Source organism: Pseudoalteromonas sp. JC3 (genome assembly GCF_030291895.1).
Taxonomy (GTDB): Bacteria; Pseudomonadota; Gammaproteobacteria; order Enterobacterales; family Alteromonadaceae; genus Pseudoalteromonas.
Genome location: NZ_CP127855.1, coordinates 3,858,108 through 3,882,379, shown reverse-complemented (window position 1 = coordinate 3,882,379; position 24,272 = coordinate 3,858,108). Strand labels below are relative to the sequence as shown.

Below are 24,272 nucleotides of genomic sequence, written 5' to 3'. Positions count from 1 at the left end.
GGTGGGCTTATTCGGTAGGCAATAGTGCAGGCTGAAACCAGCTGAAAGAAGACATTAATTATCCGAGGCTCAGATTAGGTACTAACCTCTCATTTCATAACGCTATTAAAGGACTAAAAAATGGCATTTGATGATCTCATCTCGCGCTTAGGTGATAATCAGGAAAGCACCAGTAATAGCACTGAGCATGAAGCGTCAAGTGAAGTACAACTTCTTGCTGCAACAGCGATGTCCTCCATTCAAAGACGAAAGCTTCCTATTGAAATCATGCATGTGCTTCATGGTCGTATTTGGAGCATCATTCCGTTTAGACAAGCACCGCTTTTTAGATATCACTCTCAGGCTCAATTTTGGATACTTGCAAGCAAGCGCTGGCAGCGAGTGAATTATTCTAGCTTTAGTCACCACAGTGGTGAGCGATATGCCTTTGTGCCATATCAATCACTTGATGTAAAAGATAAACTGACAAGCTATGGGGGAGGAAATCGCAGTGCGCAAGATTTTAATAGCTTGGTGCAAGCAGATATGCCTCGAGGGCTTAGTCAAGCTGAAATTAATCGCGCCTTACTTGGTGGCAGTAAAGCAATAAAATCTGAAGTGGTACTCGAGCCAACAGTTTTTATTTCTAATCCAAATAACAATTCCAAAGTGGAACTAAAACGCTCCCAACAAGTTTATATGCGTTTTAGCGATCACATGTTTCGTGCTGGAGATACCGTAGAGTCCGTCGCTAACCAATATGCGGGTAGGCCCGATCCTAAGCTGATTTATGGTTACAACGACCATGTCAATCGCAACAATCCTCCAAAGGCTGGTGATCGTTTACGGGTACCGAGTGGTTGGGATACTAAAGTGGGTGGCTCGGTAAGTAATGCCCGCGCAGTAAGGTTGCAGTGGCAAGGTCCAAGCAAGGGAAGCGCAGTGCTTGATGTACCAAAACTACCACCAGATCAATTACACTTTTGGGACACTCGACTTAAACTCGATCCCGGCGTTTATGTTCTTACCGCGAGCGCAGGTTCAGCCAATCATAGTATTGACGTTGAAGTACTCGGTGTTAAGTCAAGTGCCGCATGGATAAAAGTGAGGGCGTATTACGATGATGAATGGCAGACCGCGCTTCCCCTTGAACAAGTCAATATTCATTTAGGTAATACACTTATCCACGGAAAACTTAAACTCAATTCAAGTGGTGATAAAAGCACAGATGCAAATGCACTTGAACGAGCAGAGTCAACGGCAAATGAGGCTGGAGTTGTGGTAAAAAGCGACTTACCACAAGAGGGGCAAGTCACTGTAGAAGTTGCTCGTAACGAAGCGCTAGAAGCGGAAATCAATAACCTCAAATCATCATTACACATGCAGCTTGATGGTGCATATCGAGATACCGTATCGAATATGAGTGGGTTTCAATCTGATTGGGACGAATATGGTTTTGCTGCAATTGCAATTAATGGCGCGCAAGGTGCGTATCAAGGTGGAAGTAAGTGGCTTGAAGACCAAGCAGATTTGTTCGAAGCACAAACATGGATTGACTTAGGAAAAACCATTAAGTCCGTCGCAGGTAGCGCATATGATACCACCGCAGATTATGCTAGCGAGCGCTTTGAGCAATTGCGACAAAGTGCTAATGAAATGTCCAATTGGATTGAAGAGGATGCCAGTGAAGACTTGCTCAGTTGGAACTGGTATCAAGCCAATACACAGCGAGCATTAGATGCAGCCGAACAGGCTTATCGCGATGTACATCATGATACTACTCAGTACCTTAACGACGCTGCAGACGCAATTAAAAATACAAGCCATTATGCAAATGCGTTATACACGCATCGTCATGCAATTACCAACTTACTTGATGATATCGCGAAAGGGGAGGTCGCTAAAGTACAACAATTTGTTGATACCACTTTAGTTGATATTGACCCTGAATTAGCCGCTAGCATAAAAAGCACTCCTGATTTCTATTTAGTGTTGGCGCTCATAGACGATCATGATAGTGCACTAACTTATGTTGCTTACGCTTCACTCTTTATGGAAGCTGTGCCTCCTAATTTTTATGCATACATTGGCGGAAAAGGCGGCGCTTATGTCGCGATAGAGGTTTGTTTGTTACTAGCAACGTCATTACTTACATTAGGAGCGGGTACAGCCGCAAGAGTAACAGCACTTGCTGCCAAGTTATCAGCCAACGGTGCCAGAGCCGCAAGTACATCAGTAAAAGTTAAAAAAGCACAAGCGGCAATCCGCGCTTTTATCCGCACGCTTGAAGACTTTAACGACAGCACTACAACCTTAAAAAATCTCGGGAAAAAGCTTACAACCGCGCGTTCAAGTGGGTTGCTACTTAAAGGCAAAACCAACTCGACGCTAACTGCGAAAAAGCAAACAACAAAACGACAGACACGATGCCGCTTATGTGGCAAAACAGATCACACAACACCACGCAGTCTACGTGGCATTGTTCATTATGAATAAGGAGTGATTCATGAGTGAAGAAATTGAAGAACAAATTGAAGGGATGGTTGATAAGGACAAAAAATATCGAGATAGGCTGATCGCCAATATCAAACACAAGAAGGATCATCCGTTCCATAATGGTATTCATATGGCGGCTCATCATCTGATTTCGAAAGAGGCTGTCAATGTCGCTCAGTTAGGGAGCTTACTAATTCATAGAGGTTACAACATAAATTTAGTTGAAAACTTGGTCTTTTTACCCAGCACCTTACAAGGTGCTTGTCAGCTGAGAGTGCAATTGCATCGTGGCGATCACACATATGCTCTGCCTAAACAAGAGGCTTATCACGATCAAGTTGCTTCAGGTATAAACAAAATAAAATCAGATCTAAAAAAATGCACACCTCGAACTCAAAAAGATACAAGTGAAATTCAAAATATCTTGGATCTTGAAAGTAAGGCTATATTAAAAAAAGTCGCAGAGTTCAGAGTCCCATTAAGCTCGGTTTTTAGAAACTTTAAGCCTTCAAGCAAAATAGGTTGTTCTAATAATAATGAAATTGATGAGTGCGAAGAACAGGTAACGCGTTGTAACCATGAGAGGAAGCATGTAGGTCAGATAAATTATTTATACCCATATGGTAATGTTCGTAAGGTTCCTCAAGAAATAAAATATGAGAAATCTTACTATAAACTTAAAGTAGGGAATTAATGTGGCTAAAAATTATAATGAAGAATACTATTTAATTTTAAAGGATTTTAATGATTATACCTTGTATCCGATGGCATTAGAAAAGTCAGCGGATAGAGACTTTGAATTTGAGCGATTAACTTGGGGGCAAGAGCCGCTTTTCTTTGAAAATAGCTACAAACAAGAAGATATCAAAAGAAATATCAAAAGGCCTATCCCAACCGTTATGCTAAACATGGTGACTCCTATAATTAGTAGCCGAATTAGAGAGCGGCTAAAATTTTTTAATTTTGTCGGGATGCAGCTATATCCAGCTGTTTACATTGACGATGGTGGTAACTATCACGAAGATTATTGGTGCATGAACTTTTGGCAAGAACTGGATTGTTGGGATAGAGAAAAGTCTAAAACAGAGAAAGCGACGAAAGAAGAATTAGCAGATCCATACTTTATGTCGAGAATCGACGTTTATAAATACCACTTAGATAGTGAAGTATTGGATAAAATCCCAGAGGAAGAGCGTTTGATATTTAAACAAGCTGGTGGTCTGAAGTATGTCTTTGTCCATCAAAAAATTGCGGATATCTTTTTTGAGGAGAAGGCGACTGGCGTTAACTTAGTCAAAGTGTCCGATTTTGAAGAAGGGATGCAGTTTTAGTTTGCCAACTAGTTAGGAGACTACTTTACATAAAGGTTGGAAGTGCAATGACAAGAGATTTTAACGACCAATATTACATCATTTTAAAAAATTATAGCGAAGTAACATTGCACCTTACTGCTTTGCAAAAGTCGGCGGATAGAGATTATGAGTTTGAACAGTTAGTTTGGGGGAAAGAACCGCTATTTTTCGAAAATGCGTATAGAGATAAAGATAATGCGAATGGAGTTATACGTCCTATCCCCAGTGTTTTACTAGACGCTACGATCCCTATCGTTAGCTCAAAAATTAGAGAACGGTTAAAGCTCTTTAATTTTGTTGGGATGCAGCTATATCCTGCTGTTTACATTGACGATGGTGATAACTATCACGAAGACTTTTGGTGCATGAATTTTTGGCAAGAGCTTGACTGCTGGGATCGAGCAAAGTCAAAAATAGAAAAATTCACTGCAGAGGAGATGTTAGAGCCTGACTATTTAAAAGGTTGCGATATATATAAATACCATCTAGATAGTGAAGTCTTGGATAAAATCTCAGAGGAAGAGCGTTTGATATTTAAACAAGCTGGCGGTCTGAAATATGTCTTTGTCCATCAAAAAATTGCGGATATCTTTTTTGAGGAGAAGGCGACAGGCGTTAATTTAGTCAAAGTATCCGACTTTGAAGAAGGGATGCAGTTTTAAAGCTTTATAATTAAATTCTCATGTTATAATTTTTTCGTTGTATATTACAAAAAAGGAAGTTTAGTGAACTACAATGCGGCTTATTTTATAATTATTCCCAGATTTAATGAATTGGCAATGTACTTAAAACCGTTGAAGAAAACAGCGAGAAGGAATTTTGACTTTGAGAGGTTGGAATGGGGAGAAGAGCCTTTGTTTTTTGAAAATGCTTTTAAGGATGAGTATCAAAATTTAGGCCGTTGTTGCGTATTACCTGATGTATCATTTTATGCGACTATCCCGATTTTAAACGATAGTATAAGAAACAAACTAAAATTCTATAACTTTAGTAATGTTCAGTTATACCCTACGGTTTTTATTGATGACAATAATACCTACCATGAAAATCTTTGGTGTATGAATTTTTGGGAAGAGTTGGACTGCTTGGATAGAGAAAAGTCCAAATTTTCAAAGCGAGCGATGGAAAAACTAAAATTAGATCCTCTAGCTGACGGTTTGTCGACCTACAAGTACAGCCTTGATAGTGATGTATTAGATAAAATTCCAGAAGAAGAGCGGCTGATTTTTAAAATGGGGCCCGATGATATGGGTTATGTCTTTGTCCATCAAAAAATTGCGGATATCTTTTTTGAGGAGAAGGCGACTGGCGTTAACTTAGTCAAAGTATCCGACTTTGAAGAAGGGATGCAGTTTTAGCTTTATAGCATTAGCTGGATGCATCGAATTGTGACGTAAGTGATAGAGAGCATAGTAGTGAAATACATTCAAAGCTAGCAGTGGAAAATGTGTAAAAACTATCGAGATTGCAACGGTAAAATGTAATTTAAGGGCAAGGGAATGAGCGGGTTCAATGAAGTTTATTACGTTGCTTGTGGCAATAGCTATGAAGAGCAAATGAGATTGTCAATTAATAAAAAGTCTGATGGCTATTTTTTTATGGTGAATTAACCAAAGAAGGAGAGCCTATATTCTTTGAGCCTAGCTTTCAAGAGCGAAATAAAAAGCTGGGTATTGCTTCAGTAAAAACAGACGTAATGTTCGACGGGCCGAGCTTTGTTGTTAACAACAATATAAAAAAAGAGTTGGATAAATATGATTTGCACGGTATTCAGCTATGTCCTGCTATAGTTATTGAATCAACAGGGTGGGATGAAGGATACTGGTATTTAAATATTTATCAGTATCTTGATTGTTGGGATAAAGATAAATCGATCACTCGACCTCTAAAAGCTGGAAGAGATATTGAAGATACGAAAGTACTAAAATATCACCTTGATAAAAGTGTACTAAATAAAATCCCAGAAAATAATCGTATGATATTTAAGATGGGTGGGGATTTTTATAGCCATATATTTATACATGAAAAACTTGTCACCTACTTCTTGAAAAATAATATTACAGGAATACGCTTTTTTAAAGTATCTGACTTTGAAGAAGGGATGCAAATCTAGAACTATAAAATTAAATGTCAAAAAATTACAATGAAGAATACTATATACTTCTCACGAATTACAATGAAAATACATTGTATACAATGCCGCTAGAGCGAAGTGCGACTCGTCACTTTGGTATTAAAAAGCTTAATTGGGGAGATGAGCCTCTTTTTTTTGAGAACTGTTACAAGGAAAGGGATGCTTTAAATAATTTTACACGTCCAATTTTGGACGTATTTTTTGATGCTACAGTACCTATTATAAACTCAAAAATAAGAGATAAGTTAAAGTTTTTATATCTAAAAGATATGCAACTTTATCCTGCTGTTTTTATTAATGATGAAGGAGCTTATATAGAAGACTATTGGTATATGAACTTTTGGCAAGAACTTGACTGTTGGGATCGGGAAAAGTCAAAGATAGAAACATTCACAGCAGAAGAAATGTTAGATCCAGATTATTTAGAGGACTGTGAGATATATAAATATCATTTAGACAGTGAAGTGTTAGACAACATCCCAGAAGAAGAACGTTTGATCTTTAAACAAGCTGGTGGTGTAAAGTATATTTTTGTTCATCAAACGGTTGCAGATATCTTTTTTGAGGAGAAGGCGACAGGCGTTAACTTAGTCAAAGTATCCGACTTTGAAGAAGGGATGCAGTTTTAGTTTGCCAACTAGTTAGGAGCCTACTTTACATAAAGGTTGGAAGTGCAATGACAAGAGATTTTGACGACCAATATTACATCATTTTAAAAAATTATTGCGAAGTAACATTGCACCTTACTGCTTTGCAAAAGTCGGCGGATAGAGATTATGAGTTTGAACAGTTAGTTTGGGGGAAAGAACCGCTATTTTTCGAAAATGCGTATAGAGATAAAGATAATGCGAATGGAGTTATACGTCCTATCCCCAGTGTTTTACTAGACGCTACGATCCCTATCGTTAGCTCAAAAATTAGAGAACGGTTAAAGCTCTTTAATTTTGTTGGGATGCAGCTATATCCTGCTGTGTACATTGACGATGGTGATAACTATCACGAAGACTTTTGGTGCATGAATTTTTGGCAAGAGCTTGACTGCTGGGATCGAGCAAAGTCAAAAATAGAAAAATTCACTGCAGAGGAGATGTTAGAGCCTGACTATTTAAAAGGTTGCGATATATATAAATACCATCTAGATAGTGAAGTCTTGGATAAAATCCCAGAGGAAGAGCGTTTGATATTTAAACAAGCTGGCGGTCTGAAATATGTCTTTGTCCATCAAAAAATTGCGGATATCTTTTTTGAGGAGAAGGCGACAGGCGTTAATTTAGTCAAAGTATCCGACTTTGAAGAAGGGATGCAGTTTTAGTTAGTCATTAGACTACTTTAAATAAATAATTGGCAGTGCAATGGCAAGAGATTTTAACGATCAATATTACATCATTTTAAAAAAGTTTGATGGCGATACTTTGTATCCTAAGCCTCTGAAGCAAACTGCAAAACGTCGCTTTCGGTTTGAACAGCTTACTTGGGGACAAGAGCCTTTATTTTTTGAAAATGCACATAGAGATAAAGATCTCAAGGCAAATAGGAGTCGTCAAGTTCCTGATGTCTTTCTCAGTGCTACTATTCCAGTAGTTAACTCAAAGATAAGAGAAAAGTTGAAGTTTTTTGCGTTTGAGGGAATGCAGTTATATCCGGCGGTTTATATAGATGATGAAGGAAATTATCATGAAAACTTTTGGTGTATGAATTTTTGGGAAGAGCTGGATTGTCTAGACAGAAATCGCTCGAAGTTTTCTAAATTGACACTTGAAAAACTAAAATTAGATCCTCTAGCTGACGGTTTGTCGACCTACAAGTACAGCCTTGATAGTGATGTATTAGATAAAATTCCAGAAGAAGAGCGGCTGATTTTTAAAATGGAGCCCGATGATATGGGTTATGTCTTTGTCCATCAAAAAATTGCGGACATCTTTTTTGAAGAAAAGGCGACTGGCGTTAACTTAGTCAAAGTATCCGACTTTGAAGAGGGGATGCAGTTTTAAAGCTCTATAATTAAATACTCACGATGTAATGTTTGCACTATATATTACAAGGAACTTTAGTGAACTATAATGAAATATATTTTATTTTTCTCCCCCGAATTACTGAAAGCACACTGTACTTAACACCATTGCAAAAGTCAGCGGATAGAAATTTTGAGTTTGAACGTTTAGTTTGGGGTCAAGAGCCTCTATTTTTCGAAAATGGATACAAGGATGAAGACTTAAAATCAGGTGTCAAAAGAGCAATACCTAGCGTTATGCTCGATACGACGATCCCAATCATAAGTAGAAATATATGGGAGAAGCTTAAGTTTTTTGATTTTAAAGGAATGCAATTTTATCCCGCTGTTTATATCGATGATGATGGTCACTATCACGAGCAATATTGGTGCATGAACTTCTGGGAAAGGTTGGATTGCCTAGATAGGAAGAGATCAAAATTTTCAAAGACAACATTAAAGAAGCTCAAAGTGAACCCAGACGCAGATGACTTAACGACTTATAAATACAGCCTTGATAGCGATGTATTGGATAAAATTCCAGAAGAAGAGCGGCTGATTTTTAAAATGGAGCCCGATGATATGGGTTATGTCTTTGTCCATCAAAAAATTGCAGATATCTTTTTTGAAGAGAAGGCGACAGGCGTTAACTTAGTCAAAGTATCCGACTTTGAAGAGGGGATGCAGTTTTAGTTAGTCATTAGACTACGTTAAATAAATAATTGGCAGTGCAATGGCAAGAGATTTTAACGACCAATATTACATCATTTTAAAAAAGTATAGCGAAGTAACATTGCACCTTACAGCTTTGCAAAAGTCAGCGGATAGAGACTTTGAATTTGAGCGATTAACTTGGGGGCAAGAGCCGCTTTTCTTTGAAAATAGCTACAAACAAGAAGATATCAAAAGAAATATCAAAAGGCCTATCCCAACCGTTATGCTAAACATGGTGACTCCTATAATTAGTAGCCGAATTAGAGAGCGGCTAAAATTTTTTAATTTTGTCGGGATGCAGCTATATCCAGCTGTTTACATTGACGATGGTGGTAACTATCACGAAGATTATTGGTGCATGAACTTTTGGCAAGAACTGGATTGTTGGGATAGAGAAAAGTCTAAAACAGAGAAAGCGACGAAAGAAGAATTAGCAGATCCATACTTTATGTCGAGAATCGACGTTTATAAATACCACTTAGATAGTGAAGTATTGGATAAAATCCCAGAGGAAGAGCGTTTGATATTTAAACAAGCTGGTGGTCTGAAGTATGTCTTTGTCCATCAAAAAATTGCGGATATCTTTTTTGAGGAGAAGGCGACTGGCGTTAACTTAGTCAAAGTGTCCGATTTTGAAGAAGGGATGCAGTTTTAGCCTTACACCTGAGTAGAATAAAAAATAAAACCCGCGGGAGCGGGCTTTATTTTTTACAAGCTATTGCCCTATTTGGGTTCGCTTTCCAATTCCTCATCTGGCGTATCAGGGCGCTGTCGTTCGACAAAGATAGTGGCCAGTAGAGTGGTGATCACACATGAAAGTAAAATCGACTTTAAGATTTCGTAGTTTTGGTAGATGAAACTCCAGCTCCAAAACTGTTTAGCAAAGCTTTCATTTACGCCGACATACTCTAAATTACGAATAATATTTTCACCGAAGGCTGCTAAATCCACTATTACAAACGCAAAGTAAATTCCGTATAGTATTGGGTCGGCGTATGTCATATAGACTGCGCGCCAATTATCTGGATTAGTAAAGCGCACATATCTCAAGGAAAGTCGAACTCGGTACTTCAGAATCATTAGTGCAATAAAATCACATACTAGGTGTAAGCTATATATGAATGCATTTGTCTGATAGGCCGGTAGTCCTGCTTTGTTAAGATTCATAAAGTAACTAAAAAAACCATATTCAATAAAGCTCAACACCAATAGTATCAGCACAATATGCTTAATATTTTCTTGGCCTCTTAAAAAGAAGCTAGTCATAGCTATACAACCCATAAATAACAAATGTAGGGCATTTATAGACTGATAGTGCAAACCGATAAAAATAAGGGCTAGAACTGCACAGAGTAGCAACACAAACCAAGAACGCTTCATTTATTCCTCTCTATTTTGTTGTGTTTTCATAACTTAGCCACCTTCCTTTACTTTAGGGTCTTCAGCTTGACCACCAGTACTTCCTCCAACGACTTTATTGAATGAACTAGCCTCTAGAGGTGACTTTTTATCTAATTGAACTGTTGCGCCTCTTGCTCTCGGATCGCTGCCTTTATCTGCATGGCTTCCACCAATCACCTGATTAACTGAGTCAGCACTAAGTGATGATTTTTTATTTGGTGTTATGGAGTCGTTTTGTACTCTAGGGTCATCAGCTTGTCCTCCTGTTGTGCCACCAATCACCTGATTAACTGAATCAGCACTAAGTGATGATTGTCTACTTGGCGCTGCTGAGTCACTTTCGACTTTTGGGTCTTTTACTTTTGGCCCAAGCGATCCACCAGATACCCTGTTAGCTTGTTTTTGGGAAAGTGCTGTTAAAGTTACGAGTCGGTTAGCTATATTTTTTATAAAAAAGCGCATAATGACGTCCTTTCTAAGTTAAGTTTTGCGGTGTTTAGTTTCCACTCCACTTTACTCCTTAACAATAAAGTTGAAAACATTGTGTTGCAAATGGACCTTATTCGTAACTTTATTGTTTGCCATTGTGGTGAGGGGCAATGAAAGTGCGCGTCTTTCATTAGCTATTATCCTCGTTACTTGATTTGCTATTTCGTGGTGTTGGAGACTTGCGCCATAACTTGGCGTCGTCAATTTTGTCTCTTAAGGCAAGGATTTGTTCTCTAAGTGGATTAAGGTTGATGCCGCAGGCGTCGCACCATACTTCAAAATATTCGTAGGGAAATTTGCTGACGCCTTTTTCGTAGTTTTCGTAAGTGCCACGCTCCACGCCAGCCAAATTAGCCATTTCTTGCGTGGTTTTGCCGGCGACTTTGCGCATGCGGCGCAGGTCGTCTCCTGTAAAGCGCTTATCAAATTTCCCCACCAACTCAATCCTTTTTGCCTGTCGCACTCGCGTCACAAACAGCATTAGTCCCTATGTAGCCGGATGTATGCTATTTGTTTGTCTCTATTGTTCGCTTAACCAAGTTGCATTTTTGTATCTAAACCGTAAACGCGAGTCTATCGTAGAAATTTTCTTTTTCAAGCCTATTCAGTCGAAAAATGAACATTTTGTTGCATTTAATGAGTCTTCGCTCGATTTTTTAGGCGAAGCCTGAGATGAGTAACTCTTGAGTCAACGGAGGTGTTGCTATGATGGTGCTGGCGTTTTTAATTAATTTACAAATAAATTCAAAAAAATTTTCTTCGCGCAGATTTTTGCCCGAAGCTTTTGTTACTTTAGTGTGAAATAAAGTGACATGTTGGAGAGCAATATGGATTATCTACGCCAATATCATGACTTAACGATTTATTACGATGCCCTCAAGAAGGCGGCAAGGCAGGGTGACGAGGTGCCAGACACCACAACCAAATGGTTAGCACTGGTGGAAACAACCTTGTTTGAACTGCAAGAGCTTGCCCATATGGAAAAGGCTTACATGCAGAAGTCAAAAACGATGAATAATCTGGTTGAGTTGGTGTATTCCAGTGCCCCAAGCATGGAGTAACTAAAAGGGTAATTGCTTTTTGAGTTTTTGCGGTGAGGGGGAACGTTTTACTCTAATTTTACGTTCCCCCTTTTTTCTTTTTGTGCCCGTTTATCGCCTGATGTGTAGGCGATAAACGGGTCGTACTACAGTTCGTAAGTAAAACTTAGACCATAAACGCGCGGCTCGCCGTACTGTACATAGGTATTGTCTTGCCAGCCGTCTAGTGGATTATTACCAAACCTAAAGCCACGCACTACAATGTCTTCGTCTGCTAGGTTTCTACCCCAAGCCGTTAATGACCAGTTGTCGCCATAGTAACTAAGGCTTGCGTTGATCAGGTTATGATTGCGCGCTTGCTCGTTGTGACTGTCCGAGAGGTAATAGTTATCTTTGCCTTCCACACCCAATTCAACCACGAGGTTATCCATTAACTCGTAATTGACGGCAAACGAGTATTGATAATTTGGCGCTTGTGCTTGGTCGCGACCATCAAGGTTTAGGCCACTGGCAGCCACAAAGTCTTCAATCTCGGTCTCTAAATAGCCTGCGCTATAGGTAAAACCAAGGCGGTCCGTGTATTGTAGGTTGCCTTCAACTTCTAGGCCATAGTTACTGCCTTTACTGGCGTTGTCGATGTAGCCTGCAAATTGTTGGTTAGAAACTTGCCATTGCTTTAACTGGATATCATCGCGTTGCATATAAAACGCGGTAACACGCACAAGGTGACGTTTGTCTTCAGATTCACCTTTTACGCCAAACTCAGCGTTCCAAACATACTCAGGGTCAAAGTAATGGTGTTCGGCCGGAATGTTTAAACCTTCATCTTTGGCTTTTGCTAGTGCTTCGCCGTTTACACCGCCGACTTTGTAACCGCGAGTAAGGCTGGTGTAGATCATCGTGCGCGGTACAACTTGATATTCAAGTGCAACTTTTCCGCCCCACATTACATCATCGGTTTCAATGGTAAAGCCGTTACTATCTAAATAGTCAGCGTCATATTGCTCCGCGCGAAGGCCACCGATAAGACGGGTTTTGTCAGATAGGTGATGTACGTATTGACCAAAAATCGCTCTACTTTCTACGGTGTATGCTGACGTAAATGGGTTCTCCAGCCAAGTGTAATGACGGGCCAAATCAACATCGTTACGCTTTGCAAAAACACCTACCACCCAGTCATTTTGCTTATCTTTGATTAAAAACTCTATATTGCCATTTTCATGGTTACGCTCGTAGGCATCGGTTGAGCTGTATCCTTCTGGGTGCAAGCCTGCTGCACATAGCGCTGGTTGAGCTGCGTCGTTACATACCCAATCTTCGTCGTAGCTATACAAAGTATCAGCATCTAGCCCAGATACTTTAAATTCGACATTGAATAAGTCTGAGCGAGTGTAAATTCCGCGTAGTGAAAACGCATCGGAGCTGAGGTTGTCTTGGCCCGGGGTATCAGCGACGCTGTTACGTGAATTATCTAGGGTAAAACCGTCGTACCCGTTTTCAGTATCAATATGGTGATAAGCGAACTCTAGTGCGAGGTTGTCGCTCACTTGAGAGTTAAGTTTCACTCTTGCTACTTGCTCGTCTTGTTGCTGAGTGGGTTTGTTTAGGTAGAGGTTATCTACGTAACCGTCAGACTCTCGCTGATAAAGGCTGACGCGCACTGCGGTGTCGTCGCTTAATCCAGTGCCAGCAGCAAGGCCTGCTTCGTAGCTACCATAATTACCAGCACCTAATTTCACTTTTAATGATGGCGCTGTGGTGGCGGCTTGGGTATTTACTTCAACGATTCCAGCTAAAGCATCTGAACCGAATTTAGTGCCTTGAGGGCCGCGATACACTATCACTGACTCAGTATCAAAAAGCAGCGCACTTGCGCCTAATCCTGAATAATTAATACCGTCAATTAATAAGCCAACGCTGGGATAAATAGGATCAACAAACTGTGAACGTAAGCCGATACCACGGATTTGCATAAAGCGACCACGAGATGCACCTGCCGTAAAGTTAACGTTAGCGGTGGCACCTAGTATCTCATCTAAATATTGCGCACCACGCTTAGCGATAGTGAGTTCGTCAACCACAGAAGCGCTTGCACTTAATGTCTGGATAGTTTCATTCTGAAAATCGCCAGTGACGACAATGGTTTCTAGGTTATCGTCGGCAAGTACCTGATGAGAGAAAAATGGCAGCAGTGCCAAGGTGATCGTAGAGAGTTTTAACTTCATGCTTAATCTTTGTCCCATTTTTAATTGGGCACAGTTTAACAAAAGCCAGACCAGTTGACAGTGAAATTGTGTTATATGTTAGCCCGAAAATGTTAAACAAATAGGCCAGATATGAGTTTTAAAGTCGATTTTAAAGTCCGAGATTACGAGTGTGACTTACAGGGAATAGTTAATAACAGCGTGTATTTTAATTATTTAGAGCATGCAAGGCATGAGTTTTTACTGGCGAATAACGTTGATTTTGCAGCGCTTGCTGAGCAAAAAGTGAACTTAGTCGTTATTCGGAGCGAAATGAATTACAAAGACTCGTTACGCCCAGGTGATGAGTTTTATGTTGAAGTCGCACTTGAGCGTGAAAGCAGAATAAAGTTCGCATTTAAGCAAAAAGTAATAAGAGCGCATGACGATAAGCTAATGCTAGATGCTGTGGTAACAGGGACTTCGGTGAATGAGCGCGGTAGACCGTTTTTACCAGACGCTATTACGCACTTATTTGAAGAGCAGCAATTTGTGAAATAGTTGGTGTTAAAATATTCAGGTAAGACAATTTTACAGAATTTTACTGCAATTTTTGTGTCTTGAAACGTTATAATAAACTCAGGGCATAAAATAGATGGTTTACCATGAAATTCATCAGCATAATCGGCGCAATAATGGCGCTAAGTGGATGTATATCGACAGGGAAGGTAGACACGGAAGCGCTTAAGTATTCCGCTTGGCAGTTACAGAGTATAAATGGTCAACATATTACGCAGTTACAATCAGACGCTGGACTTGGTGGAAAGCCTATTGATATTCGTTTTATCGATGCACTGCAGGTCAATGGTTTTGCGGGTTGTAATCGCTTTTTTGGCGAAGGCGAAATTGTCGAAGGGCAGCTAAAAGTTAAAAACTTAGGCATGACGCGTAAATACTGTGGTGAAGAAATCGCTCAGGTTGAATCGCAGCTTATTAACCAATTACAAATTGGTGTATTGCTTGAAGTAAATGCTAATAAGTTGACCTTGAAAGGAAAACCTCAGTTTAGTTTTATTAAACAATAAGCTGAAAATAAGAATTCCAGTGTCAGTGCTTGCGAGCTTTCGTGTTAGCAAGTAGACTGGCGCTAATTCGTTACTTGTCGGAGTGCCTTGAGTTTTTGCAGCAAATTTGTGTGCAGATATTCGGGCTGAGATCGCATTTTGCGGGATCCGTGGACCTGATCAGGTTAATGCCTGCGTAGGGAACAAGACAGCAAACGCGTTGCGTTTGTCTGTAGCAATAGTGGTTTATTGCTATCCACCTTACCCGAGGACTATCCTCGTCTCTCTCCTTTTGGAGATCTGACAAGACACCTTTGTATGAAAATAAGAGGGACGTCATGTCAAACAATAGTAGCAAGCTAAGTCGTCGTGAAGCGCGAGCAGCCGCGGCAGAATTTATCCATAACCTTAAAGGCCAACCTTTTCCAAATTCACATAAAGTTTATGTGGAGGGCGAACAAGCAGGCGTACGCGTTGGTATGCGTGAAATCACGCTAAGTGATTCGTTTGTTGGTGGTACCGAAGAAAATCCGGTATTTGAATCAAACGATCCCATTCGTGTTTATGATACTTCAGGTCCATACACAGATCCTGAAGTGCCGGTTGACGTTCGTGCTGGCCTTCCTAAATTTAGAGAGCAGTGGATAGTTGAGCGCGATGATACCGAAATGCTAGAGTCGGTGACGTCACAGTTTTCTCAGCAGCGTATGGCGGATGAAGGGCTTGACCATATTCGCTTTGAACATTTACCTAAAATTCGCCGTGCTAAGGCGGGTAAAAATGTCACGCAAATGCACTACGCCCGTCAAGGCATAGTGACGCCTGAAATGGAATATGTAGCGATCCGTGAAAATATGGGACGCGCTAAGTTGCGTGAAGAATTGCTCGCGCAGCAACACAAAGGCCAATCGTTTGGCGCCAGTATTCCTGAGTTTATTACGCCTGAATTTGTGCGTGATGAAATTGCCCGTGGTCGTGCTGTACTGCCAAACAATATTAATCACCCAGAGACCGAGCCGATGATCATCGGACGTAACTTCCTAGTAAAAGTTAACGCCAATATTGGTAACTCATCAGTGACCTCTTCTATCGAAGAAGAAGTGGAAAAAATGGTATGGTCGACCCGTTGGGGTGCAGATACCGTAATGGATCTGTCGACAGGGCGCTACATTCATGAAACCCGCGAGTGGGTGGTACGTAACTCTCCAGTGCCTATCGGTACGGTTCCAATCTATCAGGCACTAGAAAAAGTAAATGGTGTTGCTGAAGATCTAACGTGGGAGATCTTCCGCGATACCTTGATTGAGCAAGCTGAGCAAGGCGTGGATTACTTTACTATCCACGCGGGAGTACTACTGCGTTACGTGCCGATGACGGCAAAACGCGTGACGGGTATTGTGTCTCGCGGTGGTTCAATTATGGCGAAGTGGTGTTTAGCGCATCACAAAGAAAACTTCCTCTACACGCACTTTGAAGACATCTGTGAAATCTTAAAGCAATACGATGTTTGTTTCTCGTTAGGTGATGGCTTGCGTCCGGGTTCTATTGCCGATGCCAATGATGAAGCACAATTTAGTGAACTGCGTACCCTTGGTGAGTTGACTAAGCTTGCGTGGAAACACGATGTTCAGGTCTTTATTGAAGGCCCAGGACACGTGCCGATGCATATGATCAAAGAGAATATGGAAGAGCAGCTAAAGCACTGCGATGAAGCACCGTTTTACACGCTTGGCCCACTCACTACCGATATCGCTCCGGGTTATGATCACTTCACTTCAGGGATCGGTGCGGCGCAAATTGCGTGGTATGGCTGTGCGATGCTGTGCTATGTGACACCAAAAGAACATTTAGGCTTACCGAATAAAGAAGATGTAAAAGAAGGTTTGATCACCTACAAAATCGCGGCGCATGCAGCGGATCTGGCGAAAGGCCACCCGGGTGCTCAAGTTCGTGACAATGCGCTGTCTAAAGCACGCTTTGAGTTTCGCTGGCACGATCAGTTTAATCTCGGTCTAGATCCAGAGCGTGCTCGTGAATATCACGATGAGACCTTGCCACAAGAGTCGGGCAAAGTCGCTCATTTCTGCTCTATGTGTGGCCCTAAATTCTGCTCGATGAAGATCACCCAAGATGTACGTGACTATGCGAAAGCGTTAGAAGCGCGAGGCATCGACCCTAATAATGTAGGCGAAGAGATCAGCATTAAAATGGTGGATGTTGAAGCTGAGATGAAAGCAAAATCGGAAGAGTTTAAGCAATCAGGCTCTGAGCTTTACCACAAAGCGATATAACCTATCCCATCATAGTCACCTTGATGCCCGTCGGGTGGCTAATTTTAGGAGTGTAGCTATGTCTACTCAAGCACGTGTTGCTATCTTGGGTTTTGGCTTAACTGGGCGCATCGCTGCATTGATGCTCGCTGAGCGTTATCAAATCAGCGTGTTTGAACAAGCAAAGCAAGGTACGGAGAGCTCAGCAGGTAGTGTGGCGGCGGCCATGTTAGCGCCCTTGGCTGAGTCTGTGATATGCGATGAAGCGTTGGCGCTGCAAGGGCTGGAGTCCATGAAACTTTGGCCACAACTACTGGCGAAACTGGAAAGCCCGGTATTTTTCCAGCAGCAAGGCTCCCTTATTGTGGCACATGGTCAAGACCGTGGTGATTTAGTGAGTTTTCAGCAGCGCTTAAAACCGTTAAAAGATCATAGCGCGGAAGTGGTAAATGGTGCTCAGATCGCACAATTGGAACCAGAACTTAGTGGTGTGTTCCATCAAGGCTTGTATTTACCTTGCGAAGGCCAGCTTGATAATCAGGCGTTTTATCAAAGTAGTGCGGCAACATTGACGCAGCAAGGGGTAGAGATTAACTACGGTGTTCATTGTGATGAAGCGCAAAAGGCGCAGCTTAGTCAAGCGTATGACTGGGTGATTGATTGTCGCGGTCTTGGTGCGAAAGCCACGTGTAATGGGCTTCGTGGCGTGCGCGGCGAAGTGGCGAGAATTTATGCCCCAGAAGTGACCTTGACTCGACCTGTGCGCTTGATGCACCCAAGATACCCCATTTACATTGCGCCAAAACCAGATCATCAGTTTGTTATTGGTGCGACGGAAATTGAGTCGCAAGATAATGGTGAGATAACGGTACGTTCTACACTCGAATTACTCTCTGCTGCTTATTCAGTTCATCGTGGGTTTGCCGAAGCGCGAGTATTGTCTTTATTAGCAGGACTTAGACCTGCGTTTAAAGATAATCACCCCAAAATTGAACAACAAGGTAATGTGATCAGTATCAATGGCTTATATAGACACGGTTATCTGCTGGCACCGCTTATCGTGAAACAAGCATTATCTAAGGAGTTATTATGAAAGTCGAATTTAATGGCGAAACGATTAATATCAACCGCGAGCAAAATATTCAGGAATTTATTGAAGCCAGAGGTGCCAAGCCGCCTTTTGCCGTCGCGCTTAATGGTACTTTTGTTTCCCGCACGGAGCTGCCAAGCGTGACATTGAGCGACGGCGATAAGATTGAGCTTTTATCGCCAATTCAAGGGGGATAAATATGCAGTCTTTGACTGATACTAAGCTCACTATTTATGGTGAACAATTTACTAGCCGCATGTTAATTGGTTCAGCACTTTATCCCTCTCCAGAGGTAATGCAGGGGGCTATCGCCGCCTCGGGTGCTGAAATTGTTACTGTGTCGCTGAGACGCCAGCAAACTAAGCAGGCGGGTGATGACTTTTGGTCGCTTATCAAAGAGATGGGACTACGAGTCCTACCAAACACGGCTGGCTGCCATAGCGTAAAAGAAGCGGTGACTTTGGCGCAGATGTGCCGGGAAGTGTTTGCCACGGATTGGATTAAACTTGAACTTATTGGTGATGAATATAACTTACAGCCAGACCCAATTGCATTGCTCGAAGCCACCGAAATTTTGCTAAAAGACGGGTTTAAGGTGTTGCCTTATTGCACTGATGATTTGGTGCTGTGTCAGCGTTTAGATGCACTTGGTTGTGAAGTTTTAATGCCTTGGGGCGCACCAATTGGTACGGGAAAAGGGCTGTTAAATCCATATAACCTGCAAACCATTCGCACACGTTTGCCCCATCAAACCTTGATTGTCGATGCGGGACTCGGTTTGCCGTCTCATGCTTGCCAAGCACTTGAGCTGGGTTATGATGCCGTATTATTAAATTCGGCAGTGGCAGGGGCGGGCTGTCCTACCACCATGGCAAAAGCGTTTGAAGCCAGCACGGTTGCAGGGCGTCTGTCTTATTTGGCAAAAGCAATGCCACAAAAAGAGGTGGCATCACCTTCTACGCCAACCTTAGGCATGCCTTTTTGGCACACAAACTAACTTGAATTGCGGATAACTATATAAGGAGTTCTCTTTGTCACATATCGTTTGGAGTATTGCGGGTTCTGATTCTGGCGGCGGCGCTGGTATTCAAGCGGATATCAAAGCAACGCAGAGCTTTAATGTTCATTGTTGTACCGTAGTAACTGCGTTGACGGCGCAAAATAGTTTAGGGGTGGAGGCGTTAAACCCGGTTTCGACCACGGTTATCGACTCTCAGCTGACGGCGCTTTCGCAAGATATGCCTGCAACGGTGATAAAGATTGGCATGCTCGCCAATGTTCAGCAGATCCAACTAATTGCTGAACACCTCGTTCATTACAAAGCAACATGGGCAAAACCGCCGCTTGTGGTTTATGACCCAGTAGCTATCGCGACCAACGGGGATGCATTAACCGAAGAAGACACGGTGGATGCGTTAAAAACCCATTTATTACCGCTGGTGGATATCATTACACCCAATACACACGAAACTCAGCTGCTGACAGGCGTATATTTGATAGGTCCTGAAGCGGTAAAAGAGGCTGCTGCCAAATTGCGTGAATTTGGTGCAAAGTCGGTGATCATTAAAGGCGGTCATTGGGATTACCCAAAAGGCTACTGCATTGATTATGGCTTAGCGGGAGATACCGAGTATTGGCTTGGCAATGAGAAAATTCAAACACCGCACAGCCATGGTACTGGATGTAGTTTATCGTCAGTGATCGCGGCATGTATGGCCAAGGAGTATCCATTTAAAGATGCTTTTATTCTCGCTAAAGCATACATCAATGCAGGGCTAAAAGCGGCGATACGTTATGGTGAAGGTGTGGGCCCTGTTGCGCATACGAGTTTTCCAGTTGATCTCAATGATTACCCGCAAGTGATAGAAGCGGGCTCTTGGCTTGCTGATGAACTAGAGTTTGCATTACCTGAGGAGTTTAATTTTGCCGCTGGCTTTGCCAGCATTGACGACCCTATTGGGCTTTATGCCGTGGTGGACAGCGCTGATTGGGTGGAAAAGTGCCTTGCTTTAGGTGTCGATACGGTGCAGCTGAGAATTAAAGATCCAGAGCAAGCTAATCTCGAAGCTGAAATACAAACCGCCATTGCACTTGGACAAAAATACGATGCGAAGGTGTTTATTAACGACTACTGGCAGTTAGCGATTAAACACGGCGCTTATGGAATTCATTTGGGCCAAGAGGATATCGATAAAGCTAATCTTGTTGCCATCCAAGAGGCAGGGCTGCGCTTAGGTATTTCGACCCATGGTTTTTATGAAATGCTCCGGGCACATAACTATCGCCCAAGTTATTTGGCTTTTGGTGCTATCTACCCAACCACGACCAAAGACATGACCGGCCAAATCCAAGGGTTGGAAAAGCTGATGCACTTTGTACCTTTGATGCAAAGTAGCTATCCAACCGTCGCCATTGGAGGCATTGATCTAAGTCGCGTGCCAGAAGTGGCTGCAACTGGCGTATCTAGTATTGCGGTTGTAAGAGCTATCACTGAGGCCCAAGACCCAGAGCAGGCTGTACTTGAATTAAAGCAAGCTATGGCGCGGCATGACTGAACTCAATGACAAAGAGCGGCTAAGGTATAGTCGCCATTTGCTGTTAAAAGAGGTTGGTGAGCAAGGCCAGCTCGCATTGAAACAGGCGCATGTGGCTGTGGTTGGCTGCGGTGGGCTGGGAAGTCCCGCGTTGTTTTACTTAGCGGCGAGTGGCATTGGTAAGCTTACTTTTGTTGATGATGACGACGTGGAATTGTCTAACTTACAAAGGCAAATTCTGTATAAGGTGAACCACCTTGGTCAGCAAAAAGCCAAAGCAGCAGGAAAGGTGCTGGCAAGTCTCAATAACGAGATCACACTAGTACCAATTAATGCGAGATTGACCGATAAGAACGTCGCCGAGTTACTCCGTGATGCCGATATTGTCTTGGATTGCAGCGATAACTTTACTACCCGTTATTTGCTCAATAGGTATTGTCATCAAGTGAGCAAGGTGTTGATCGCTGGCGCCGCGATTGCCACACAAGGCCAACTCATGTGCTTTGATTTTAGGGCTGAGTCACCTTGTTATGCTTGCGTTTTCCCTGAGGGTTCGCAAACACCAGTGGAGAGTTGTGACAACTTTGGCGTCATTAGTCCATTACTGGGTGTGATCGGCGCGCAGCAAGCTTTATTGACCATAAACGTGCTACTTGGACATCACCAAGGAAGCGTATTTTGTACGCTAGATGCTATGAGTTTGCAGCAAAAGCAGTATGGGCTCAGTAAAAACCCCGAGTGTGATTGTTGTGGCTTGAAGTAGTTTCAAGCCACTAATACCAATTAGTCTACTCTGCTATTTTTGCGAAAGGGGTACCCATGCGTGTGACGGTCTCTGGGTTTTGGTCATCTAAGAACTCTGCCTTATTTGCTCCCCACGCTAAAATCACGGTAGAACCAAGCTTAAAGCGACCCATCTCTTCGCCTTTTTTCAGCGTTATCGCGTTGTCACCTTCTGCTGGATATGTCCAAGTAAAGACATCTCTTCCGGCTGGTGGTGTCACTGTACCTGCCCAAATCGTCTCAATGCTAGCGACGATAGTTGCACCAACCAATACCATAGAAAGCGGACCAATCTCAGTGTCAAAAATAGCAACAACTCGCTCGTTACGAGCAAATAAATTAGGCACATTTTGCGCGGTAAGTGGATTTACTGAGAATAAGTCGCCCGGTACATAAATCATTTTACGAAGGGTGCCATCAACCGGCATGTGGATACGGTGATAATCCTTCGGTGCTAGATAAATCGTTGCAAACTTACCACCAACATAAGGCGCAACGTCTTCTTCTTTACCGCCTAGCAGCGTCTGTAAGCTGTAGTTGTGACCCTTAGCTTGGATAATTTGACCATCGACGACATCACCAAGTTGGCTGATTGCGCCATCCACTGGGTGGGCAAGGATATCGCTATCTTCTGCCAAAGGACGGATCCCCGGCTTCAGTGGACGGGTAAAAAACTCGTTAAAGGTTTTGTAGTGAGCTGGATCTTCGTGCAATGCCTCGCTCATGTCGATTTTATATTGTTTGATAAACAGCTTAATTAGCTTTGTGGTTAAGGCGCCAGCTTCTGCTGCGGCAAGCTTACCAACCAAACGAGAAACCGCATGTTTAGGTAATGCATATTGCATGGCAATTTTTAGTTTATCCAAATTCACTTTTAACAGTTCCTAATTATTAGTCTTGTCACTTTCGCTTTTTTGTATTGCGAAGTGGCTATCGGGCTCAAGTCATTGAGCCAATTTAGCAAATATTATCAGACTCTCGGCGCGCGCGCACCTGCGCGGCCATCAGCCATAGATTCTAAAATACGATGGTAACTTTCAAAACGTAATTCGCTGATTTTACCTTCATCTACGGCTTCACGAAGTAAACATCCCGGATCGTTCAGGTGTTTACAGTCCCTAAAGCGGCAGCCGCCAATAAATTCCCTAAATTCTTTAAAGCACCAAGTGACGCGTTCCACGTCTAAGTGCCATAGGCCGAACTCACGGATCCCTGGGCTGTCGATCAGGTTTCCACCGGACGGCAAGTGGTGTAAGCGCGATACTGTGGTTGTATGTTGCCCTAAGCCGCTATTTTCGGAGACTTCTTTGGTGAGAATATCTGCATTGGGCAGTACCGTATTGACCAACGTTGATTTGCCAACCCCTGATTGTCCAACAAAAATGTTATTTTTGTCCTCAAGCATGTGTTTTAACTCGTCAATGCCTTCGCCTGATTTTGTACTGACTAACAGTACGCGATAGCCAAGCTCACGATATATATCTAAGACTTCGTCAATATATTCGAGGCTTTCTTGGTCAAGCAAATCAATTTTATTGAGTAATAAAATCGGCTCTATCCCCATATCCTCGCAAGCGACTAAGTAGCGATCGATGATTTGAGGGGTGAATTCGGGCACAACGGCCGACACCATCAATATTTGGTCAATATTCGCAGCGACAACTTTCACACCGTCATAAAAATCCGGACGAGTGAGTTGTGTGCGCCTTTCATGTACAGCCTCAATTACGCCGGCTAAGTCACCATCACTGACCTTGGCACGACGAAAAATGACTTCATCACCGCAAACTAAGCTTGTTACGGTACGACGGATATTGCAACGCAAAACCTCTTGGTCTGTGGTTTCTATATCCGCATGTTGGCCGAAGCGGCTGATCACCACTGCGGCTTCTGTTGGCCCTAAGTTGTCGTTTTGCCATGAAACATCAGATACTTCTGTCTCTTTCGCTTTATCGATTCGCTTCTGATGATTGGCTCTAATCCGACGGGATTGGCCTTTACTGAGTTTCTTTTTCTTTGCCATGTTTATAATCTGTTTAAGCTTTGGCGTGCAGAGCGTTCAAATTTAGGCTATAAATCAATAAAACGCCGCGCATGGTAAAAAAAGCTTTAGGTCGAGTGTTTAAACTAATATGATATATCTAATTGCATTGGATCTAAAGGAAAGTACCGCTAAGGTAAAGTATGACTTTTCATGAATCAAACTTGATCTGGCTCGATCTAGAGATGACGGGGCTAGAACCGAAAACAGATAAAATCTTAGAAATCGCGACGGTGATCACAGATGGTGATCTCAATGTTTTAGCTGAAGGTCCAGTAGTGGCAATTCATCAAAGTGATGAGCTGTTGGACAATATGGATGAGTGGTGCACCAATCAACATGGTCGCTCAGGTCTGACTGCTCGCTGTAAGGCGAGTAAGTTCACGGAAGCAGATGCAGTTAAGCAAACACTAGATTTCCTTAAAGAGTGGGTGCCGCCAGGTGCTTCTCCAATGTGTGGTAACTCTATTGGTCAAGACCGTAGATTCCTCAACAAATACATGCCAGAGCTAGAAGCTTATTTCCACTATCGCAATTTGGACGTCAGTACGATAAAAGAACTTGCGAGACGCTGGAAGCCTGAGCTACTAGGTGAGATCAAAAAGAAAAGCTCTCACTTAGCACTGGATGATATCAAAGACTCCATCATGGAGCTGAAAGTTTACCAAGAAAAATTCTTCAAAGTTTAAAAAACACTTGCAAAGCAAATTTT

General features: G+C 42.3%; 27 protein-coding genes and 1 riboswitch. Of the genes, 21 read left to right on the top strand and 6 right to left on the bottom strand.

Annotated features, from left to right (window positions below; genetic code table 11):
* The first annotated feature begins 120 nt into the window (after positions 1-120).
* The 11 genes from QSH61_RS16895 to QSH61_RS16845 all read left to right on the top strand — a co-directional run bounded on the left by QSH61_RS16895 (position 121) and on the right by QSH61_RS16845 (position 9,320).
* Positions 121-2,475: a spectrin repeat-containing protein gene (locus tag QSH61_RS16895; RefSeq protein WP_206472687.1), complete on the top strand. Its 2,355-nt coding sequence runs from the start codon at positions 121-123 to the stop codon at positions 2,473-2,475.
* 10 nt (positions 2,476-2,485) lie between these two features.
* Positions 2,486-3,169 carry an AHH domain-containing protein gene (locus tag QSH61_RS16890; protein ID WP_017217242.1) on the top strand — a complete coding sequence of 228 codons (684 nt, stop codon included), beginning with the start codon at positions 2,486-2,488 and terminating at the stop codon, positions 3,167-3,169.
* Between the two features lies 1 nt (position 3,170).
* The gene (locus QSH61_RS16885; RefSeq protein ID WP_286122607.1) at positions 3,171-3,806 is read left to right on the top strand and encodes an imm11 family protein; all 636 of its coding nucleotides are present in this window, start codon (positions 3,171-3,173) and stop codon (positions 3,804-3,806) included.
* A 47-nt stretch (positions 3,807-3,853) separates the two neighbouring features.
* Positions 3,854-4,489: an imm11 family protein gene (locus tag QSH61_RS16880; protein ID WP_206471094.1), complete on the top strand. Its 636-nt coding sequence runs from the start codon at positions 3,854-3,856 to the stop codon at positions 4,487-4,489.
* Positions 4,490-4,552: 63 nt separating this feature from the next.
* Positions 4,553-5,185 carry a hypothetical protein gene (locus QSH61_RS16875; RefSeq protein WP_286122605.1) on the top strand — a complete coding sequence of 211 codons (633 nt, stop codon included), beginning with the start codon at positions 4,553-4,555 and terminating at the stop codon, positions 5,183-5,185.
* A gap of 338 nt (positions 5,186-5,523) precedes the next feature.
* On the top strand, positions 5,524-5,940 hold the full coding sequence (locus tag QSH61_RS16870; protein WP_248298618.1) for an imm11 family protein: 417 nt from the start codon (positions 5,524-5,526) through the stop codon (positions 5,938-5,940).
* A 14-nt stretch (positions 5,941-5,954) separates the two neighbouring features.
* The gene (locus QSH61_RS16865) at positions 5,955-6,590 is read left to right on the top strand and encodes an imm11 family protein (RefSeq protein WP_206471093.1); all 636 of its coding nucleotides are present in this window, start codon (positions 5,955-5,957) and stop codon (positions 6,588-6,590) included.
* Positions 6,591-6,637: 47 nt separating this feature from the next.
* The gene (locus tag QSH61_RS16860) at positions 6,638-7,273 is read left to right on the top strand and encodes an imm11 family protein (RefSeq protein ID WP_206471092.1); all 636 of its coding nucleotides are present in this window, start codon (positions 6,638-6,640) and stop codon (positions 7,271-7,273) included.
* A gap of 40 nt (positions 7,274-7,313) precedes the next feature.
* Positions 7,314-7,952: an imm11 family protein gene (locus QSH61_RS16855; RefSeq protein WP_206471091.1), complete on the top strand. Its 639-nt coding sequence runs from the start codon at positions 7,314-7,316 to the stop codon at positions 7,950-7,952.
* 59 nt (positions 7,953-8,011) lie between these two features.
* Complete coding sequence (locus QSH61_RS16850) at positions 8,012-8,644, top strand: imm11 family protein (protein ID WP_099028956.1); 633 nt, start codon at positions 8,012-8,014, stop codon at positions 8,642-8,644.
* 40 nt (positions 8,645-8,684) lie between these two features.
* Complete coding sequence (locus QSH61_RS16845) at positions 8,685-9,320, top strand: imm11 family protein (protein ID WP_286122601.1); 636 nt, start codon at positions 8,685-8,687, stop codon at positions 9,318-9,320.
* A 68-nt stretch (positions 9,321-9,388) separates the two neighbouring features.
* Here the strand turns inward: QSH61_RS16845 and QSH61_RS16840 are convergent, their stop codons facing one another.
* The 3 genes from QSH61_RS16840 to QSH61_RS16830 form a co-directional block, all read right to left on the bottom strand.
* Entirely contained in the window at positions 9,389-10,045 is a 657-nt protein-coding gene (locus tag QSH61_RS16840) for a hypothetical protein (protein ID WP_206473002.1), read from the bottom strand.
* Positions 10,046-10,078: 33 nt separating this feature from the next.
* Positions 10,079-10,528, bottom strand: coding sequence for a hypothetical protein (locus QSH61_RS16835; protein ID WP_206473004.1), 450 nt, complete (start codon positions 10,526-10,528; stop codon positions 10,079-10,081).
* Between the two features lie 157 nt (positions 10,529-10,685).
* Positions 10,686-11,036: a helix-turn-helix domain-containing protein gene (locus QSH61_RS16830; protein WP_206473006.1), complete on the bottom strand. Its 351-nt coding sequence runs from the start codon at positions 11,034-11,036 to the stop codon at positions 10,686-10,688.
* 346 nt (positions 11,037-11,382) lie between these two features.
* Between QSH61_RS16830 and QSH61_RS16825 the strand changes: the two genes are divergently transcribed.
* Entirely contained in the window at positions 11,383-11,616 is a 234-nt protein-coding gene (locus QSH61_RS16825; RefSeq protein WP_010607079.1) for a hypothetical protein, read from the top strand.
* 125 nt (positions 11,617-11,741) lie between these two features.
* Here QSH61_RS16825 and QSH61_RS16820 read toward each other — a convergent pair whose 3' ends face one another.
* A complete protein-coding gene (locus tag QSH61_RS16820; protein WP_206473008.1) occupies positions 11,742-13,820 on the bottom strand; it encodes a TonB-dependent receptor in 2,079 nt (692 codons plus the stop codon).
* A 111-nt stretch (positions 13,821-13,931) separates the two neighbouring features.
* Here QSH61_RS16820 and QSH61_RS16815 point away from each other — a divergent pair, with 111 nt between their 5' ends.
* The 8 genes from QSH61_RS16815 to QSH61_RS16780 all read left to right on the top strand — a co-directional run bounded on the left by QSH61_RS16815 (position 13,932) and on the right by QSH61_RS16780 (position 21,499).
* On the top strand, positions 13,932-14,339 hold the full coding sequence (locus QSH61_RS16815) for an acyl-CoA thioesterase (RefSeq protein ID WP_206473010.1): 408 nt from the start codon (positions 13,932-13,934) through the stop codon (positions 14,337-14,339).
* Between the two features lie 104 nt (positions 14,340-14,443).
* Entirely contained in the window at positions 14,444-14,863 is a 420-nt protein-coding gene (locus tag QSH61_RS16810; protein WP_206473012.1) for an META domain-containing protein, read from the top strand.
* A gap of 68 nt (positions 14,864-14,931) precedes the next feature.
* A riboswitch (TPP riboswitch) is annotated at positions 14,932-15,062 on the top strand.
* Positions 15,063-15,180: 118 nt separating this feature from the next.
* The gene (gene thiC, locus QSH61_RS16805; protein WP_010607083.1) at positions 15,181-17,133 is read left to right on the top strand and encodes a phosphomethylpyrimidine synthase ThiC; all 1,953 of its coding nucleotides are present in this window, start codon (positions 15,181-15,183) and stop codon (positions 17,131-17,133) included.
* A gap of 58 nt (positions 17,134-17,191) precedes the next feature.
* Positions 17,192-18,205: an FAD-dependent oxidoreductase gene (locus QSH61_RS16800; RefSeq protein ID WP_206473014.1), complete on the top strand. Its 1,014-nt coding sequence runs from the start codon at positions 17,192-17,194 to the stop codon at positions 18,203-18,205.
* Positions 18,202-18,399, top strand: coding sequence for a sulfur carrier protein ThiS (gene thiS / locus QSH61_RS16795; RefSeq protein WP_010368823.1), 198 nt, complete (start codon positions 18,202-18,204; stop codon positions 18,397-18,399). The genes QSH61_RS16800 and thiS overlap by 4 nt, the downstream gene beginning before the upstream one ends.
* A 2-nt stretch (positions 18,400-18,401) precedes the next feature.
* Positions 18,402-19,199 (top strand): thiazole synthase, encoded by a 798-nt coding sequence (locus QSH61_RS16790; RefSeq protein WP_206473015.1) that lies wholly within the window; start codon positions 18,402-18,404, stop codon positions 19,197-19,199.
* Between the two features lie 34 nt (positions 19,200-19,233).
* Positions 19,234-20,757, top strand: a complete 1,524-nt coding sequence (gene thiE, locus QSH61_RS16785) for a thiamine phosphate synthase (protein WP_206473016.1) — start codon at positions 19,234-19,236, stop codon at positions 20,755-20,757.
* Positions 20,750-21,499: a HesA/MoeB/ThiF family protein gene (locus QSH61_RS16780; protein WP_206473017.1), complete on the top strand. Its 750-nt coding sequence runs from the start codon at positions 20,750-20,752 to the stop codon at positions 21,497-21,499. The genes thiE and QSH61_RS16780 overlap by 8 nt, the downstream gene beginning before the upstream one ends.
* Positions 21,500-21,524: 25 nt before the next feature.
* On the opposite strand, the gene asd is transcribed toward QSH61_RS16780, so the two are convergent.
* Both asd and rsgA read right to left on the bottom strand, forming a co-directional pair.
* A complete protein-coding gene (gene asd, locus QSH61_RS16775; protein WP_206473018.1) occupies positions 21,525-22,391 on the bottom strand; it encodes an archaetidylserine decarboxylase in 867 nt (288 codons plus the stop codon).
* Between the two features lie 98 nt (positions 22,392-22,489).
* The gene (gene rsgA / locus QSH61_RS16770; protein WP_010607089.1) at positions 22,490-23,542 is read right to left on the bottom strand and encodes a small ribosomal subunit biogenesis GTPase RsgA; all 1,053 of its coding nucleotides are present in this window, start codon (positions 23,540-23,542) and stop codon (positions 22,490-22,492) included.
* Positions 23,543-23,703: 161 nt separating this feature from the next.
* Between rsgA and orn the strand changes: the two genes are divergently transcribed.
* Positions 23,704-24,249 (top strand): oligoribonuclease, encoded by a 546-nt coding sequence (gene orn / locus QSH61_RS16765; RefSeq protein ID WP_010607090.1) that lies wholly within the window; start codon positions 23,704-23,706, stop codon positions 24,247-24,249.
* Positions 24,250-24,272: the final 23 nt, after the last annotated feature.

Coding starts and splice junctions, on each gene's coding strand:
- QSH61_RS16895 (WP_206472687.1), top strand. CDS start 121: ATGGCATTTGATGATCTCATCTCGCGCTTAGGTGATAATCAGGAAAGC.
- QSH61_RS16890 (WP_017217242.1), top strand. CDS start 2,486: ATGAGTGAAGAAATTGAAGAACAAATTGAAGGGATGGTTGATAAGGAC.
- QSH61_RS16880 (WP_206471094.1), top strand. CDS start 3,854: ATGACAAGAGATTTTAACGACCAATATTACATCATTTTAAAAAATTAT.
- QSH61_RS16870 (WP_248298618.1), top strand. CDS start 5,524: ATGTTCGACGGGCCGAGCTTTGTTGTTAACAACAATATAAAAAAAGAG.
- QSH61_RS16865 (WP_206471093.1), top strand. CDS start 5,955: ATGTCAAAAAATTACAATGAAGAATACTATATACTTCTCACGAATTAC.
- QSH61_RS16860 (WP_206471092.1), top strand. CDS start 6,638: ATGACAAGAGATTTTGACGACCAATATTACATCATTTTAAAAAATTAT.
- QSH61_RS16855 (WP_206471091.1), top strand. CDS start 7,314: ATGGCAAGAGATTTTAACGATCAATATTACATCATTTTAAAAAAGTTT.
- QSH61_RS16845 (WP_286122601.1), top strand. CDS start 8,685: ATGGCAAGAGATTTTAACGACCAATATTACATCATTTTAAAAAAGTAT.
- QSH61_RS16840 (WP_206473002.1), bottom strand. CDS start 10,045: ATGAAGCGTTCTTGGTTTGTGTTGCTACTCTGTGCAGTTCTAGCCCTT.
- QSH61_RS16835 (WP_206473004.1), bottom strand. CDS start 10,528: ATGCGCTTTTTTATAAAAAATATAGCTAACCGACTCGTAACTTTAACA.
- QSH61_RS16830 (WP_206473006.1), bottom strand. CDS start 11,036: ATGCTGTTTGTGACGCGAGTGCGACAGGCAAAAAGGATTGAGTTGGTG.
- QSH61_RS16825 (WP_010607079.1), top strand. CDS start 11,383: ATGGATTATCTACGCCAATATCATGACTTAACGATTTATTACGATGCC.
- QSH61_RS16820 (WP_206473008.1), bottom strand. CDS start 13,820: ATGAAGTTAAAACTCTCTACGATCACCTTGGCACTGCTGCCATTTTTC.
- QSH61_RS16815 (WP_206473010.1), top strand. CDS start 13,932: ATGAGTTTTAAAGTCGATTTTAAAGTCCGAGATTACGAGTGTGACTTA.
- QSH61_RS16810 (WP_206473012.1), top strand. CDS start 14,444: ATGAAATTCATCAGCATAATCGGCGCAATAATGGCGCTAAGTGGATGT.
- thiC (WP_010607083.1), top strand. CDS start 15,181: ATGTCAAACAATAGTAGCAAGCTAAGTCGTCGTGAAGCGCGAGCAGCC.
- QSH61_RS16800 (WP_206473014.1), top strand. CDS start 17,192: ATGTCTACTCAAGCACGTGTTGCTATCTTGGGTTTTGGCTTAACTGGG.
- thiS (WP_010368823.1), top strand. CDS start 18,202: ATGAAAGTCGAATTTAATGGCGAAACGATTAATATCAACCGCGAGCAA.
- QSH61_RS16790 (WP_206473015.1), top strand. CDS start 18,402: ATGCAGTCTTTGACTGATACTAAGCTCACTATTTATGGTGAACAATTT.
- QSH61_RS16780 (WP_206473017.1), top strand. CDS start 20,750: ATGACTGAACTCAATGACAAAGAGCGGCTAAGGTATAGTCGCCATTTG.
- rsgA (WP_010607089.1), bottom strand. CDS start 23,542: ATGGCAAAGAAAAAGAAACTCAGTAAAGGCCAATCCCGTCGGATTAGA.
- orn (WP_010607090.1), top strand. CDS start 23,704: ATGACTTTTCATGAATCAAACTTGATCTGGCTCGATCTAGAGATGACG.